Annotated in this window: 15 protein-coding genes; all 15 read right to left on the bottom strand. The window is 63.7% G+C overall.

All coding sequences use genetic code 11. The features are described from left to right. Positions 1-69: 69 nt before the first annotated feature. Complete coding sequence (locus B5F88_RS06235; protein ID WP_242959658.1) at positions 70-849, bottom strand: sulfite exporter TauE/SafE family protein; 780 nt, start codon at positions 847-849, stop codon at positions 70-72. A gap of 42 nt (positions 850-891) precedes the next feature. Then, on the bottom strand, positions 892-2,379 hold the full coding sequence (locus B5F88_RS06230; protein ID WP_087343046.1) for a lactate racemase domain-containing protein: 1,488 nt from the start codon (positions 2,377-2,379) through the stop codon (positions 892-894). 12 nt (positions 2,380-2,391) lie between these two features. After that, complete coding sequence (locus tag B5F88_RS06225; RefSeq protein ID WP_087343043.1) at positions 2,392-3,228, bottom strand: triose-phosphate isomerase family protein; 837 nt, start codon at positions 3,226-3,228, stop codon at positions 2,392-2,394. After that, positions 3,229-4,512, bottom strand: a complete 1,284-nt coding sequence (locus tag B5F88_RS06220) for a glucose-6-phosphate isomerase (RefSeq protein WP_087343040.1) — start codon at positions 4,510-4,512, stop codon at positions 3,229-3,231. 1 nt (position 4,513) lies between these two features. Further along, positions 4,514-5,671: a class II fructose-bisphosphate aldolase gene (locus B5F88_RS06215; protein WP_087343036.1), complete on the bottom strand. Its 1,158-nt coding sequence runs from the start codon at positions 5,669-5,671 to the stop codon at positions 4,514-4,516. Positions 5,672-5,703: 32 nt separating this feature from the next. Then, positions 5,704-6,864 carry an N-acetylglucosamine-6-phosphate deacetylase gene (gene nagA / locus B5F88_RS06210; protein ID WP_087343195.1) on the bottom strand — a complete coding sequence of 387 codons (1,161 nt, stop codon included), beginning with the start codon at positions 6,862-6,864 and terminating at the stop codon, positions 5,704-5,706. A 10-nt stretch (positions 6,865-6,874) separates the two neighbouring features. Continuing rightward, a complete protein-coding gene (locus B5F88_RS06205) occupies positions 6,875-7,690 on the bottom strand; it encodes a glucosamine-6-phosphate isomerase (protein ID WP_204246205.1) in 816 nt (271 codons plus the stop codon). Positions 7,691-7,707: 17 nt separating this feature from the next. Further along, positions 7,708-8,385 carry a response regulator transcription factor gene (locus B5F88_RS06200; protein WP_087343029.1) on the bottom strand — a complete coding sequence of 226 codons (678 nt, stop codon included), beginning with the start codon at positions 8,383-8,385 and terminating at the stop codon, positions 7,708-7,710. A 5-nt stretch (positions 8,386-8,390) separates the two neighbouring features. After that, positions 8,391-9,899 carry a HAMP domain-containing sensor histidine kinase gene (locus B5F88_RS06195; RefSeq protein WP_087343026.1) on the bottom strand — a complete coding sequence of 503 codons (1,509 nt, stop codon included), beginning with the start codon at positions 9,897-9,899 and terminating at the stop codon, positions 8,391-8,393. A 119-nt stretch (positions 9,900-10,018) separates the two neighbouring features. Continuing rightward, complete coding sequence (locus B5F88_RS06190; protein WP_087343023.1) at positions 10,019-11,104, bottom strand: aliphatic sulfonate ABC transporter substrate-binding protein; 1,086 nt, start codon at positions 11,102-11,104, stop codon at positions 10,019-10,021. A gap of 57 nt (positions 11,105-11,161) precedes the next feature. Then, a complete protein-coding gene (locus tag B5F88_RS06185) occupies positions 11,162-11,953 on the bottom strand; it encodes an ABC transporter ATP-binding protein (RefSeq protein WP_087343020.1) in 792 nt (263 codons plus the stop codon). Further along, positions 11,929-12,708, bottom strand: a complete 780-nt coding sequence (locus B5F88_RS06180) for an ABC transporter permease (RefSeq protein WP_087343018.1) — start codon at positions 12,706-12,708, stop codon at positions 11,929-11,931. Before B5F88_RS06180 ends, B5F88_RS06185 begins: the two co-directional genes overlap by 25 nt. A 142-nt stretch (positions 12,709-12,850) precedes the next feature. After that, on the bottom strand, positions 12,851-14,008 hold the full coding sequence (locus B5F88_RS06175) for a diphosphate--fructose-6-phosphate 1-phosphotransferase (protein ID WP_087343015.1): 1,158 nt from the start codon (positions 14,006-14,008) through the stop codon (positions 12,851-12,853). 89 nt (positions 14,009-14,097) lie between these two features. After that, a complete protein-coding gene (locus B5F88_RS21755; protein WP_275532915.1) occupies positions 14,098-14,220 on the bottom strand; it encodes a hypothetical protein in 123 nt (40 codons plus the stop codon). Positions 14,221-14,285: 65 nt separating this feature from the next. Next, on the bottom strand, positions 14,286-14,794 hold a 509-nt coding region (locus tag B5F88_RS06170; RefSeq protein ID WP_140402069.1), incomplete at its 5' end, for a peptidoglycan recognition family protein.

Genomic DNA, 14,794 nt, shown 5'->3' with positions numbered 1-14,794 from the left:
GTTCCCCGTGGAAAAAGCAACAGCAAAAAGGCGCCGGGCAAAACCCGGCGCCCTTCGCGCAAAACCGGCTCAGACCGCCAGATTGCGCACGATATTGAAGATGGAGATGGCCAGCACGATCAGCTGCACGGCGTTGAAGGCCTTTTCCACCGACGCCTCGGAGCACTTCTTGTTGAGGCTGGCGCCGATGAAGCCGCCGGCGATGGCGCCCACGATCATCACCGGGGCGATGGACAGGTCAAAGCCGCCGAAGCCGGAGGTGAGGGCCACCGTGCCCAGCTTGGAGATCTGGGCGAACAGGATGGTCACCAGGGAGCACACCGTGGCCGACTTGGTATCCATGGAGAACAGGTAGATGATGAGGGCCACGTTGATGGGGCCTCCGCCGATGCCCAGGAAGGAGGAGCAGATGCCCAGAAAGACGCCCACCAGCAGGGAGACCACCACGCCCTCCAGGTGCTTGCTGGGGATGCGGCTCTTGTTCTTCATATAGAGGAACACCGCCAGAATCAGCAGGGAGAGCACCACATTCTGCACCACCGTCACGGCGGAGTTGGCCTGGAGGGCGTTCACGATGACCTGGAGCAGTTTCTCCCCCGCCAGCCCCCCCGCCACCGAGCCCAGAGCCAGGGGGATGGCGGTACCAAAGGGGATCTTGGTCTTGGCCAGCATCTGCTTGCCGATGGACACCACCGACATGGAAAACACGGTGAGGGAGGAGATGACGCCGATGGTCTGCACGTCAAAATCGTGGAGCACGTCCATCAGGGGCTTGATAATGACCCCTCCGCCCATCCCCGTCAGGGAGCCCACGGTGGTGGCCCCGATGGCGATGAGGAAATAGATCACATACTGCAAGGCAGCGCCTTCTTTCTACAGGTTAGCCCCTGCTCAGCACCCGCAGGGCGTGCCGCTGATGGGGGTGGAGTTGAGGGCGGGGTCCTTCATGCACAGGTGGACCGCCGCGGTGGTGAAGGTCTTGGGCAGGGCCAGGATGTTGGGGTTGGGACCGGTGTACTTGCGCATGGCGTCCTGGAGGGCCTCCTCAAAGGTGGCCCGGGTTTTCAGGCCCATGCCCCGGGCAATGCCCGGCTCCCGGGCGCCCACGATATAGATGGCGGAGGTGTTCATCTCGGCGATGTGGCCGCAGCTCATCATGGAGAAGCCGTGGAAGGGGTGGAAGGCGTTGGCAAAGCGGTACTTGCGGATATACTCCTCCTTAGTGGCGAAATACTCGCCGTACCGGTTCATGTCTGCCAGGGTGTTCATGTAGTCGTGCTGGAACATGTCGTACAGCTCCCGCAGGTAGGGCCACCGCTCGTCGTGGAAGTAGCCGTCGCAGATGGAGGAGACGATGAACACGCAGTGGTCGCTCATGATCCGCTTGTGGCGGATGACCTGGGCGGACAGGGCCTGCATCATCTGGATGGGGTTGGTGCCCATGCCGTTGCCGTAGTGGAAGTTGGTGGGCATGCCGAACACCACGATGTCGTACTTCTTCTCCGCCCAGTGGACATAGGTCCGCTTGTCGGCCATCTTCCAGGAGATGGGCTGCATCTCCTTGGCCCAGCCGGAGTTGATCTCAATCTGACGGGACTTGGTGTCCAGCACCGCGTCGCAGCAGAAGAACTTCTTGCCCATCTTCTCTTCCATCAGCATGCCCTGCTGGTCGAACTTGTGGCGCATCTCGCTGTTGGTGGACACGGGCACGAAGTCCTGCCGGTGCATCACCTGGGGCACGTGGTGGGCGGAAATGCTGCGCCAGTGGGAGATGCCGGTGGCGCAGTGCTTGTAGCCGCCGGAGTAGCCGCCGTAGGGGTTGCCCTGGGTGTGGCCGATGAGGATGGCGATGTCGGCGTCAAAGACGTACTTGTTCATGATCACGTGGTCCCCCTGGGCGGTGTAGCCCAGGTCCACCAGGTGGTCGTAGTCCTCGCTGTCGTGGCTGGTGATCTGGCCGGAGGGATAGAACTCGTTAAACAGCTCCTCGCCCAGGATGGTGCGCATCTCGGGCACAGTGGCACGGGGGTGCAGGCCGTTGGAGAAGAGCAGCAGGATGTCCTTCTTCTCCACACCGGCGGCGTACAGCTCATCCAGGCAGGCCCGGATGGCCACCTTCCGGTGGGAGGTGGGCTGGTTGCCGCCCTTGACGATGTCGGGAATGACGAACACCACCGTCTTTCCGGGGGCGGCCAGCTCCTTCAGGGGTTCCATGCCGATGGGGTTGCGGATGGACTGCAGGGTGGCGTTGTACAGGCTGTCCCAGTCCTGGGGCAGGCAGGGGGGATCGGCCACCGTCTCCCCGGGGATAAAGATATCGGTGCTGTCGGGCAGCTCCGCGCTCATCAGGCCCTGGCCGTACTCAAAATCCAGTTTCATAACTTACCTCCGTTAATGGCCCATGTAGAGCCGGATGATCTCCAGATACTCCTGGGGGTAGAAGCCGATCTCCCCGCTGAACCGGGTGAGGGCGATGAGGCCGCCGTCGATCTCGGCGATGGAGGCGAGCATGGCGGCGTTGTCCGCCTTCAGCCCGCCGCCGTACACTACGTCCAGTCCGCCGGTCTGCTCCTTGACGAAGCGGGCGATCTTCTCAATGTAGGGCTTGTCGGCGGGGGTCTTGCCGGGCCCGATGGACCAGATGGGCTCGTAGGCGATGACCACGCGGCTCTTGTCCACCCCGTCCAGGCCGATGGAGAGCTGGTCCCCCAGTACCTGCTGCCAGGCCTCCTGCTCCTCGCTCTTCTCGCCGATGCAGTAGAGCACCTTCAGCCCGGCGGCCTGGGCGGCACGTATCTCCTGATTCAGCAGGCGGTTGACGGCGGCGGTGTCGGTGACCCCGGCCTCGGCCAGGATCCCCGCCTTGTCATTGCGCTCCTCACAGTGGCCGATGAGGGTCCAGCCGCAGCCCAGAGCGGCGGCGGCGTGGGCGGGCCGGTTGGTGGTGAAGGCCCCGAAGTTGCCCCCCACAGCGGTATCCGCCCGGTACACGCCCTGGCAGCCCACCTCCACCTTGCTGTCGGCGGTGCGGGCGGCGGCGGCGGAGAGGATATGGGCCTCGGGGAAGAAGTCCACAAACTCCACCTCGTTGGCCTCATAGCCGGTGAGGCCCTTCTGGGTCTCGCTGACGATGACCTTGCCCCAGTCGGCCATGGGAGCCAGGCGGTTCACGCCCCCCAGCTCCACCGGCACGTCAAAGCGCTTCAGATTCAAAAAGATATGTTTCATTCAGTTGGCACCCGGCTTTCCCAAATTTTTAAACATATAGCCCTTGTAGGCCTCCACCCCCGGCTGGTTGAAGGGGTTTACCCCCGTCAGCTTGCAGGACAGGTAGCAGGCGAACAGGAAGAAGTAGTACATCTGACCCAGGGTGTGGGCGTCCAGGGCGGGGACGGACAGGTTCAGGCAGGGGATGCCGCCCTCGCTGTGGGCCTCCATGGTGGCCTTGCGGGCGGTGTCGTTGATGTCCCAGAAGTCCTTGCCGTCCAGGTACTGGAAGTAGTCCTTCTTGGTCTCGGCGGGCATGATGACGCTGGCGTCCCGCGCCCGCACCTCGATAAAGGTCTCAAACAGGATGGGGCTGCCCTGCTGGATGAACTGGCCGATGGAGTGGAGGTCCTCCGAGTTGGAGGACACCACCGGGTAGAGGCCGGTGCCGTCCTTACCCTCGCTCTCGGCAAAGGCCTGGATCCACCACTTGGCGAAGTAGTCCAGCCGGGGCTCAAAGAAGGCCATCATCTCCAGCTTGTAGCCGTGCCTCAGCATCAGGTTGCGCAGGCAGGCGTATTTGAGGGCGATGTTCTCCTCTGCGGGCTCGGCGAAGAGCCGGTCCCGCATGTCCCGCATACCCTGGGTGATAGCCTTGATGTCGATGCCCGCCACCGCCATGGGGAACAGGCCCACATCGCTGCCGATGGAGTACCGGCCGCCGATGGGGCCGGGGAACTCCAGGAAGGTGTAGCCGTGGTCCCGGCACAGCTGATGGAGGGTGGAGTCGGGGGTGCCGGTGGCGAAGATCCGCCGGGCGGCGTCGGCCTCCCCGTACCGCTTCTCCAGGTAGTGCCGCAGCATCCGGAAGGCGATGCCGGGCTCCAGGGTCTCAAAATTCTTGGCGATGCAGTCGATATAGATGGATTTGTAGCCGTCCAGCTCCTCCAGGGTGCGGGCCATCTCGCAGGCGGAGATGGTGTTGCCCGCCCACAGAATGGCGGGGCCGTCCTTGGGCCGCAGGGCCTTTACCGCCGCCCGGGAGGCCTGGTTGGAGCCGCCGATGCCGATGACCACGAAGGCGTCGGCGTCGGCGCGCACCCGGGCCGCCTGCTCCAGCAGGAAGTCCACCCGCGCCGGTCCGGCGTAGTCGTCCACATGGAGCCAGCCCAGGCTGTCCTGGTACTGCTCCTCCCCGGCCACCACTTCCGCCAGCAGGGAGGCGGAGGCTTTGAGCTTCTCCTCCAGCTCCCCGGGGGCCAGCACCGGCCTGCGGTCCTGGAAGGACAGGGTGATATCCTTCATGTTACACGCCCTCCTTGGCATAGCGGGCGGCCATCTCCTCCAGGGAGGCCATCTCCACCAGAGGCGCCTTGCCATAGCTGCCAAACTCCACGATCAGGGTGCCCACGGCCTCCTTCACGCCCCGGCGCATGGCGTCGGTGATCAGGGCCACGGTGCCCTCGTCGCCGGTACCGTACATGACGGTGTCCATGATGGGGGCCAGGAAGGCGCGGGGGTCAAAGGCGTCCCGCTTCTCGTCCAGCAGCTTCCAGATGCCGCCCACCTTGGGGTCGTCCTTCAGCTCGGGGTGATCCCGGAACAGCTCCCGGAAGTTGCGGGTCACCGCCAGGCGGATGTCGGTGTCCACGTTGATCTTGCCGATGCCGCAGGGGATGGCGGCCTTCAGCTCCTCCTTGGAGATGCCGTAGGCGTTCTTGATGTCGCCGCCCAGGGCGTTGATCTCGCTGACAATGTACTGGGGCACGGTGGAGGAGCCGTGGGACACCAGCACACCCTGGATGCCCTCATGGTTCATGCACTCCTTGATGGCGATGGGGATCTCCTTGCGCAGCTTCACGTCCTTGCCCTTGCTGGCGCCGTGCATGGTGCCGTAGCTGATGGCCAGGGCGTCCACGCCGGTCTTTTTAAAGAACTCAATGGCGGACAGAGGGTTGGTGTAGGTGGAGTTGGCGGCAAACACGTGGTCCTCCACGCCGGCCAGCACGCCCAGCTCGCCCTCCACGGATACGCCCCGGGCGTGGGCGTACTTCACCACTTCCCGGGTAATCTCCACGTTCTCGTCAAAGGGGAGGGAGGAGCCGTCGATCATGACGGAGGTGTAGCCCCCCTCGATGGCGGCCACGCAGGAGTCAAAGTTCTTGCCGTGGTCCAGATGGAGCACCACGGGGATGGGGCTGTTCTGGGCAAACTTCTTCACCGCCTCGGCGATGTTGCGGGCGCCCTTCTTCTTGTCCTCCAGGGTGCCGCTCTGGAAGTCCACCCGGCCGCCCATGAAGGCGTTGGCCAGGTCGGCCCCCTGCAGGATGGCGGGGGAGCGGAACATCTCATGGACGGCGATGACGGCCTCGGCCTGAGCCACGGCGTTGACGTTGAAAGCCCCCTGGGCGTAGCCATATTTCACGGTGGCGTCCAGCACGGGACGCAGAGGTACCAAAGGCATAACAATATCTCCTTTACAATTTGAATCTGTATTCAGGCGCGGGTATACACCGTGCGTCCGCCCACGATGGTGCGCACCACCTGGGCATCCTGGTCCAGCAGCGCCAGGTCGGCGTCCTTGCCCAGGGCGATCTCCCCCTTGCCGGTCCAGCCCATGAGCCGGGCGGGGTTGGCGGTCATCAGGGGCACCACGGTCTCGGTATTCTGGCCGGTAAATTTCATCAGGTTGCGCAGAGCCTGGGCCAGGGTGAGGGTGGAGCCGGCCCGGACGCCGTTGGGCAGCTTGGCGTCCCCGTCCTCCACAATCACGTCGTTGACCCCCAGCTTGTAGTTGCCGTCGGGCAGGCCGGCGGCCATGATCGAATCGGTAATGGCCAGCACCCGGTCATAGCCCTTGGCCTTCAGGTAGAGGCGGACGGTACCGGGGTGGAGGTGGCGGCCGTCGCAGATGGCCTCCACATATACGTCGCTCTCCAGAGCCACCCCGAAGATGGCGGGGTCGTGCTGGTGGAACAGCCGCATGGCGTTGCCCAGATGGGTACAGGAGCGGACACCGGCCTTGACGCAGGCCATAGCCTGGTCATAGCCCGCCCCGCTGTGGCCCATGGCGCATACGATGCCCATGGCGGTAAGCCGGGGGATCATCTCGGCCACCCCGGGAATTTCCGGGGAAAGGGTGACGTAGCGGATGTGGCCGCCGCTGGCCTTCTGGTAGCGGGCGAAGAGGTCCGGGTCGGCGGTGTGCATCAGCAGATGCTCCGGCATGGCCCCCTTGTACTCGGTGGACAGGCAGGGGCCCTCCAGGTGGACCCCCAGCAGAGCGGCCCCGTCGTAGGGCCCGCCCTCGATGACCTGCCGGGCCTGCTCCAGGCACCAGAGGGTCTGCTCCACCGTGTCGGTGAGGATGGAGCACAGCCAGCCGGTGACCCCCTGGCTGGCGAAGAACCGGCCGATGGTGCGCAGGCCCTCGGCGTCGGCGGCGTTTACGTCCACCCCGGCGGCGCCGTGGGTGTGGACATCCAGAAAGCCGGGAACGGCCCGCAGGCCGGTCCCGTCCAGCTCGGGCAGGCCCTTTTCATTGTAGTGGCCCTGGGTGATGGCGGTGATCTTGCCGTCCTCCACCGCCAGGTCGGCGGGGACAAAGGCGCCGTCCAGCAGGACGGAGCTGTTTTTCAGATAAAAGGAGCTCTCCATGGCGGTCACCTCAATAGGCCTTCTGGGCGGCGTTGGCGTTGACGTACAGCACCGCGTCGGGGTGATTCTGGGCCAGGGTGGCGGGGAAGGCGGCGCTGACCGCGCCGTAGGCCGCCCGGCGGCACACGGCCCGGTGCCAGTCCCGGAACACGGCCAGGCGGATCTTCCTGGCGGAGAGGATCTCCTTCATGCCGATGGTGACGCACTTGTGGGGCATGTCCTCCAGCGCGCCCCCCAGGTCGCCCACGCAGTTGGTGGCCCGGGTTTCCGGGGAAATATCCAGCACCCGGGTGGGCAGCTGGGCAAACTGCTCTGCCGTCAGCTCCGGCTGGGGCTCGTTGAAGGCCAGGTGGCCGGTGATGCCGATGCCGCCGAAGGTAACATCCACGCCGCCCAGCTGTTCAATGAGGGCGGGGATGCGGCCCAGGTCGTTGGGGTCGGGGAATACCCGCTGCTCCTCGGGCATCAGCAGCTCGGGGTCAATCTTGCCGTACACCTCCCGGGCCATGAAGCCCCGGAAGGACAGGGGATCGTCCTTGTCGATCCACTGGCCGTCGTCGGTGAGGTACTCGTCCATGTTGATGAACCAGCAGTTCTTCAGGGACAGCTTCTCCCGGTTCACCAGCCGGACAAAGATGGGGTACTGGCCCACCGGGCCCACGGGGCAGATGAACACGGTGTGCTTGCCGGCGGCGTTGTTGGCCCGGATCTCGGCGCACATCTCGGCGGCCAGTTCATAAAAGACCTCGCCGGAGTCCCCCAGCTTTACGATAGGCAGCTTGGCGTCCTTGCCCAGCTCCTGGGCGGAAATATGATAGTAGTCCATAACGATGTCTCCTTCCGTTATTGAAACAGATGCTCCAAACTCATCTGCCGGATCATTTTGACGATCTCCTTGGTGCGGGAACAGCCGAATTTATTCAGCAGGCCCTTGATCTGGGTCTTGACGGTGACCACCTCCACGCACCGCAGCTTGGCAATCTCCGCCACCTTCTTGTCCTGGAGCAGCAGCTTTACCAGCTCGTGCTCGGCGGGGGTCAGGTGGGCCACATTGTTAATGAAAAAGATGAGGGAGCGCTCGCTGCGGCGCAGACGGGCGTACTCCTGCATCACGGTATTCTGGATCCGGGGGTCCAGCTCCGCCCGGCCCTGGCTGGCCCGGCGGATGTGCTCCAGCAGCTTCTCCTCCTCGCAGCCCTTCACCACATAGTCCACCGCGCCGGTGCCCATGGCGCTGGTGATCATGTCGTCGGTCTCATGGGCGGTGAGAAAGAGGATCTTCACCTGGGGCTTCTGGGCGGTGATCACCTCCGCCGCCCGGATGCCCGCGTCGATGGTCTCCATCTCAATGTCCATCAAAATCACGTCGCAGGGGGTCTTGGCCGCCAGGGCCACGATCTCCTCACCGGTGGCGGCGGCGCCCACCACCTCCATGTCCTCCTGGGAGGAGACCACGTCGCAGAAGTCCTCCCGCAGCAGAGGCAGGTCCTCCGCCACCATCACGCGGATCTTTTGTTCCATGGCACTCACTCCTCCTCATGGGCGTCGTACAGGGGCAGCATGATGAAGAAGCTGGTCCCCTGGTCCGGCCGGCTCTCCAGTCGGAGGCGGCCCAGGTGGCTTTTCACAATTTTCCGCACGTAATACAGCCCCATACCCCAGTTATAGTTGGTATTCTTGCTGGTGAAAAAGGGCTCAAAGATCTTGTTCTGCAGCTCGGCGGGAATGCCCTTGCCGTTGTCCCGCACCTCCAGCACCGTCCACATCCGCTCCCCCCGGGCCAGCAGCTCCACCCGGGGGTTGTCACGCCCGGCCTGGAGGGCCGCCTCAAAGCCGTTGCACAGCAGGTTGCAGATGGCCTCGCTCAGGTGGCCCAGGTCGGCCAGCACCTGCCGGTGGGTGGTCAGCTCCACCGACACCGGCCGGTCGGGATACTTGCCGTGGAACCGCTCCACGGCGGTGAGAGCCAGCTGCTCCACCGACACCGGCGTGAGGGTGATGGCGTTGTTCTTCACCGAGCGGTAGAGCTCGTCCATCCGCCGGAGCATCCCCTCGTTCAGCTCGTTGAGCTGCCCGGCGCAGGCCCGGATCTTCTCCAGGTCCGGCGGGTCCTCCGCCAGAGCCCGGGACAGTTTCTTGTGGAGCACCCGGCTGGAGAGCAGCTGGTTTTTCACTCCATGGACGAACACCGACACACCTATGCCGGCGGCGTCAAATTTCCGCTGGAGGATCAGGTCCTGGCGGGTATCGTCATAGTTCACCTGGGTATAGCGCACCATGCTGTAGCTGCCCAGCACCACGGAAAACACTGTACACAGCCCCAGCACAATCCACCCCAGACCGGGGAGGGAGGAGCTGATGTAGCTGGTGATCCCCAGGCGGATATACTCGGAGATAAACATGTTGTAGATCTGGGCCGGGTCCTTGACGGCGTAGAGCAGATAGAGCACGGAAATGCTCAAAAAGCAGAGCAGCACATACCGGAAGTTGCGCTTGAACACCGGCATGGTGGTGGCCCGGTACTCCAGCACCATCAGCACCGCCGCCGCCGCCAGATAGACCACGATCCCCGCCAGCACCACATTGATGAGGATGGGCAGGACCCACAGCCGGCCGTCGATGAGGGTGCGGAAGGTACGGGGATAGTAATAGATCAGCCACAGCGCCGGGGGTATACATGCCAGTATCCGCAGACCCTTCAGCCTGCGGCGGAAAAACGGAATCATGGTGGTCTCCAGGGCGGCCAGCAGGGCGAACAGGGGATACAGGGAGCGGCCGATGGCCACCACATAGCCCAGCTTGTCCATGGACAGGGGGAGAAACTGCAGCCAGGTCTGAAGCTCCGGCACCAGGAAGAGGAAGGCCCTCTGCTGGGCGGCGGTGCCCCCCATTTTGGCGATATAGATGACGATGCCCGCCAGCATCACCAGGTTGCATACGCTCATGCCCAGCAGATAGAGGGACAGCACGTCCCGCCGCCGCAGCGCCACGTACACCGCCGTGGCCAGACACAGCATCAGCACCAGGATCAGCACGCCCGCTCCCCCCTTTCATACCGCTTATTATACCCCCCGCCCGCCGTTTCTGTAAACACCGGCGGCAAAAGAGCGCCGGGGCTCCGCCTAACACGGAGCCCCGGCGGGGTAAGCGGGATTTACTTGGCGGCGCTGTAGGCCTCGTAGGCCTCCTGCATCACGTCGAAGAGCACGTAGTCCTCCACGGGAACCTGCTCGGTGATGGTGCCGTTGTCCAGGAAGATGCCCTGCTGGGTCTCGTACACGGTCTTGATGGCGTCCATGTCGCCGCACACTTCCACGATGGTGTACCAGTCAGCCTCGTTCACAGCGGCCAGCATGGTCTCCTCGGGGGCGTCCAGCTTGGCGGCCAGCAGCTTGGCCATCTCCTCGGGGTGCTCGGCACGCCAGTCATGAGCCTTGTCCAGAGCCTGGGCGAAGCGCACCAGGATGTCGTGGTTGGCCTCGGCGTACTCAGGGGTGCAGATGTAGCTGGAGGGGAAGATGGCGCTGTCCAGGAAGTCGGTGTTGGTGCCCAGGTTCACATAGTTGTCGCCCAGGGCGTTCTGCAGGGTGACGGTGTTGGGGGACCAGGAAGCGCAGGCGTCGATCTGGCCGGAGATCATAGCGGTGGTCATGCCGTCCACGGTCATCTCCACGGTGTTGATGTCGTCCATGGTCATGCCGGCGCGGGCCAGAGCCTGCTCCAGGATGATCTCGGAAGAGGTGCCGGAGGACACGGCCACAGTCTTGCCCTTCAGGTCCTCAACAGTCTCGATACCCTTGGCCTTGTTGCCCACCACCACGTCGGACAGAGAGGTGGTGTGATCCATCTGGAAGATCTTGGCCTGGCCCTGGATGCACAGGGAGTGAGCGCCGTGGCCGATCTGGGAGATGTCGATGTCGCCGGAGGCCATAGCGGCGATCTCAGCGGGGCCGCCCTGGAACTCAAAGACCTCGACAGTCAGGCCCACTTCCTCAAAGTAGCCCTGCTCGATGCCCACAAACAGGGAACCGGCGGAGCCCAGGTTGGGCATGTAGGCCACCCGGACGGTGGCGGGCTCATACTCGGTGGTGGTGCCGGCGGGGGACTCGCTGGCGGCGGGGGCGGGGGATTCGCTGTTGCCGCCGGCGGGAGTCTGGGTCGTGTCGCCGGTGCCGCCGCAGGCGGCCAGGGAGAAGACCAGCCCGCAGGCCAGCGCAAGAGAGAGCAGTTTCTTCTTCATTGTGATAATTCCTCCTTCTGAATTTATCTCGATCCGGTTCAGACCGGAACGTGATGCTTATTTCCGGACCGACAGATACTCCTGGTACACCTGGCTCCAGATGTGGTTCTTCAGCTCCAGGAACCGGGGGCTCATCTTGGTCTCCTGGTCACGGGGATAGGGGATGTCGATATCCACGATCTCCTTGACCCGGCCGGGACGGGCGCACATGATGACCACCCGCTGGGCCAGGATGATGGCCTCCTCCACGTCGTGGGTGATGAAGAAGCAGGTCTTCTGCTCCTTTTCCCAGGTGTTCAGCAGCTCCTGCTGCAGCTGGGTACGGGTCTGGGCATCCAGGGCGCCGAAGGGCTCGTCCATCAGCAGCACCTTGGGATTGACGGCATAGGCACGGGCGATGGCCACGCGCTGCTTCATGCCGCCGGAGAGCTCCTTGGGGTAGGCCTTGGCAAAGCCCTCCAGATCCACCATCTTCAGATACTTGCGGGCCAGCTCCTCGCACTCCTCCTTGCTCTTGCCCTGGAGCTTCAGGCCGAACTCCACGTTCTTCTCCACGGTGAGCCAGGGGAACAGAGCGTACTGCTGGAACACGATGCCGCGGTCGGGGCCGGGGCCCTGAACCTCTTTGCCGTCCACCAGCACCTTGCCCTCGGTGGGGGTCTCCAGGCCGCCGATGATATTCAGCAGGGTGGACTTGCCGCAGCCGGAGGGGCCCACCACACAAATAAACTCGTTTTCATGGATGTCCATATCCACGCCGTTCAAGGCAATCATCTCACCATTGCGGCCGTTGAACTTCTTGACCACATGGTCGATATGTACCTTTACTGCTGAATCGTTTCCTGCCATCCCGTAAACCTCCTCTCAAGGAATTTCACAATCTTTTCAAAGCAGATACCGATGATACCCAGCAGGATGATGCCCATGAGCATCACGTCCATCTGGTAGTAGCCGTTGGCCTGCTGGATCATCATGCCGATGCCCTTGTCGCCGCCCACAATCTCAGAGGCCATCAGAGTGGTCATGGAAGTGGACAGGCCCAGCCGGGCGGCCACCAGAATGAAGGGGGTGGAGGCAGGGATGGTGATCTTGAAGAAAATGTCGCTCTGCTTGGCGCCCAGCACCCGGGCCGCCTTGATGAGGGTGGTATCCACGCCCTTGACACCCTGATAAATGGTAATGACCATCACCAGGAAGGCGGCGATGAAGATAACCGTCACCTTACTGACCTGACCGATACCCAGAGCGGCAATGATCAGGAACACGTAGGCCAGAGGGGGGATGTTGCGGATGAACTGGATCCAGGGCTCCACCACGTGGCGGAAGGGGTCGTACCAGGCCATCAGGAAGGCCACCGGAATGGAGACCACAAACGCGATGGCAAAGCCGGACAGTACCCGGGACAAGCTGGCCCAGACGTGGCCCCACAGCACGCCGCTGGCAGCCTTGTCGAGAAAAGCCTGGAACACGGCTGCCGGAGTGGCGAACACGATGGGCCATGTGTGAGCAGCCAGCAGCCAGATGATCACGGCCACGGCCAGGGAGATGAGCAGCCATACCCAGTTGGGTATCTTGCTCCAGAAAGACGATTTTTTCAGTCTCATGGACACCGAGCCTCCTTTTATTGACACCAGTATACGCAAACTCATCAGTTTTGGTAAGTATGAAGTTTTATCATACTTTTTGCTCCAGTGACAAAAAACGCGGCCGGTCCCGGGACCGGCCGCGAAAAGGGGCGTTTCAGGTTCACACCAGGCGGGCCATGGAGGGCAGCTCCGGCCCGATGAGGGGGGCGCACCAGCGGCGGAATTCCTCCGTCACGTCGGTGCCGTCGGCGGTGAGGTACTCGGGGGTGAGCACCCGCTCCCCCAGCATGACCTCCTCGATGGGGATGAGGAAGGTCTCGCACCGGTAGGGCTCGGTGGACAGACGGCGGAAGCCCACCATCTTGCCGGTCTCCCCCGCCAGGGCGGCCCGGCAGGCCTCCCGGCCCGCCAGCTCGGCCTCCGCCGCGTCCACCGGGGACTGCCAGGCGATGGAGGCCCGGGCCAGAATCCCCGGCTTCTCGCTGCGGGCCTTGATGCCCAGCCGCCGGACGATCATCTGGGCCAGGTGGGAGGACACGTCGCCAAAGTAAGTGGAGCGGCCGGTCTGGAAGATGGGGGGCACGATAGGCTTGCCCGCGTCGTCGTGGAGGCCCTCGCTGGCCACCACCACCACGCCGCCCAGCCTGCGGTACATGTCGCCCACCCGGTCCAAAAACTCATCCTCATGGAAGGGGCGCTCCGGGGGATAGATCAGGTGAGGGGCGTCGCCCCCCTGCTCCCGGGCCAGGGCGGAGGCGGCGGTGGTCCACCCGGCGTTACGGCCCAGGGACTCCAGCACCACCACGTGGATGGGCAGGCTGCGCACGTCCACCCCCAGCTCCCGGACGGTGCCCGCCATGTAGCGGGCCACGCTGCCGAAGCCGGGGCAGTGGTCGGTAACGGCGATGTCGTTGTCCATGGTCTTGGGGATGCCCATGACCTTGATTCCCTTGTCCTTGCAGGCGGCCGCCAGCTTGCCGCAGGCGTCCATGGTGCCGTTGCCGCCGTTCATCAGCACATAGCGGATGTTGTGCGCCTCCAGGATCTCGGTCATTCTGGCGTAATCCTCCGCCTCCAGGGCGTCCCGGGAGGTGCCGATGGCGGTGGCGGGGGTGGTGGGCAGCAGCTCCAGCTGCTCCTCCGGCACGGCGTTGAAGTCCAGCAGCTGCTCCCGCAGCAGGCCGCCGGTGCCGCCCACCGCGCCGTAGATATGCTCCACGGCGCCGCTCTTCTGGGCCTCCCGCACAGCGCCGTACAGGGAGCAGTTGAGCACCGCGGTGGGACCGCCGCCGTGCATGATAATCAGGTTCTCTTTCAAGGGGATCCCCTCCTCTGATATTCCGTTTTCCCCTATTATAAGGCCTGTCCCGCCGCCCCGCAAGGAGGATTTCCTATCCTCCTTTTTCCTTACGCGGCCAGCTCCGCCAGCTCGGCCAGGGCCTCCCCCTCCGTGTCCCCGGAGCAGCAGAAGCGCCCCCTCTGGTCGTAAACCTCCACGTGTCCATGTACATATCGGATCTCATATTCCATCGGTCAGCGCTCCTTTCCACTTGTTCTGGGACCAGAATAGCAGAAGCGCTGTCCGATAAAACGGACTATTGTTCCAGATCCTTCAAAAATTGCTCCCATTCCTCCGGGTTTTCCACAAAGGATTTGGGGCAGATCTTGCCCGTCACGTCGTAGTGGCGGATGACCTGATCGGTGTCCAGGTCGTAGGCCTCCATCAGCCAGCGGGTGAGCTGCACCAGGGAGTCGTAGGTGGCCTGGTTGAATGCCCCGCTGTCGTCCGGGTGGCAGCACTCGATGGAGATGGTGTCCTCGTTGCGCTGGTTGGAGCAGTAGGCGATCTCGTCCAAGGGGACGTTCTGGATAATCTCCCCCTCCAGGCCCACCAGAAAGTGGCTGGAGGCGTAGGTCTCCCCGGTCTGGGCCAGGTTTTCAAAGTAGCTGTGGTTCTGTGCCGCCGTGGTGCCCGGGTTGCCCACGTAGTGGATGACGATGCCGTTGACCTGCTCCAGGGGAATGCCCGGCCGGGAGTAGGGGTTGACCGGCAGCAGCTCCACCGTCACCCAGTCGGGGGTCTGGGGGGTCTGCTGCTGGGCGG

The sequence above is a fragment of the Flavonifractor sp. An306 genome, assembly GCF_002159455.1.
Lineage (GTDB): Bacteria > Bacillota > Clostridia > Oscillospirales > Oscillospiraceae > Flavonifractor.
The sequence above is the reverse complement of the archived record's forward strand: the minus strand, read 5'-3'. Positions and strand labels throughout refer to the sequence as shown.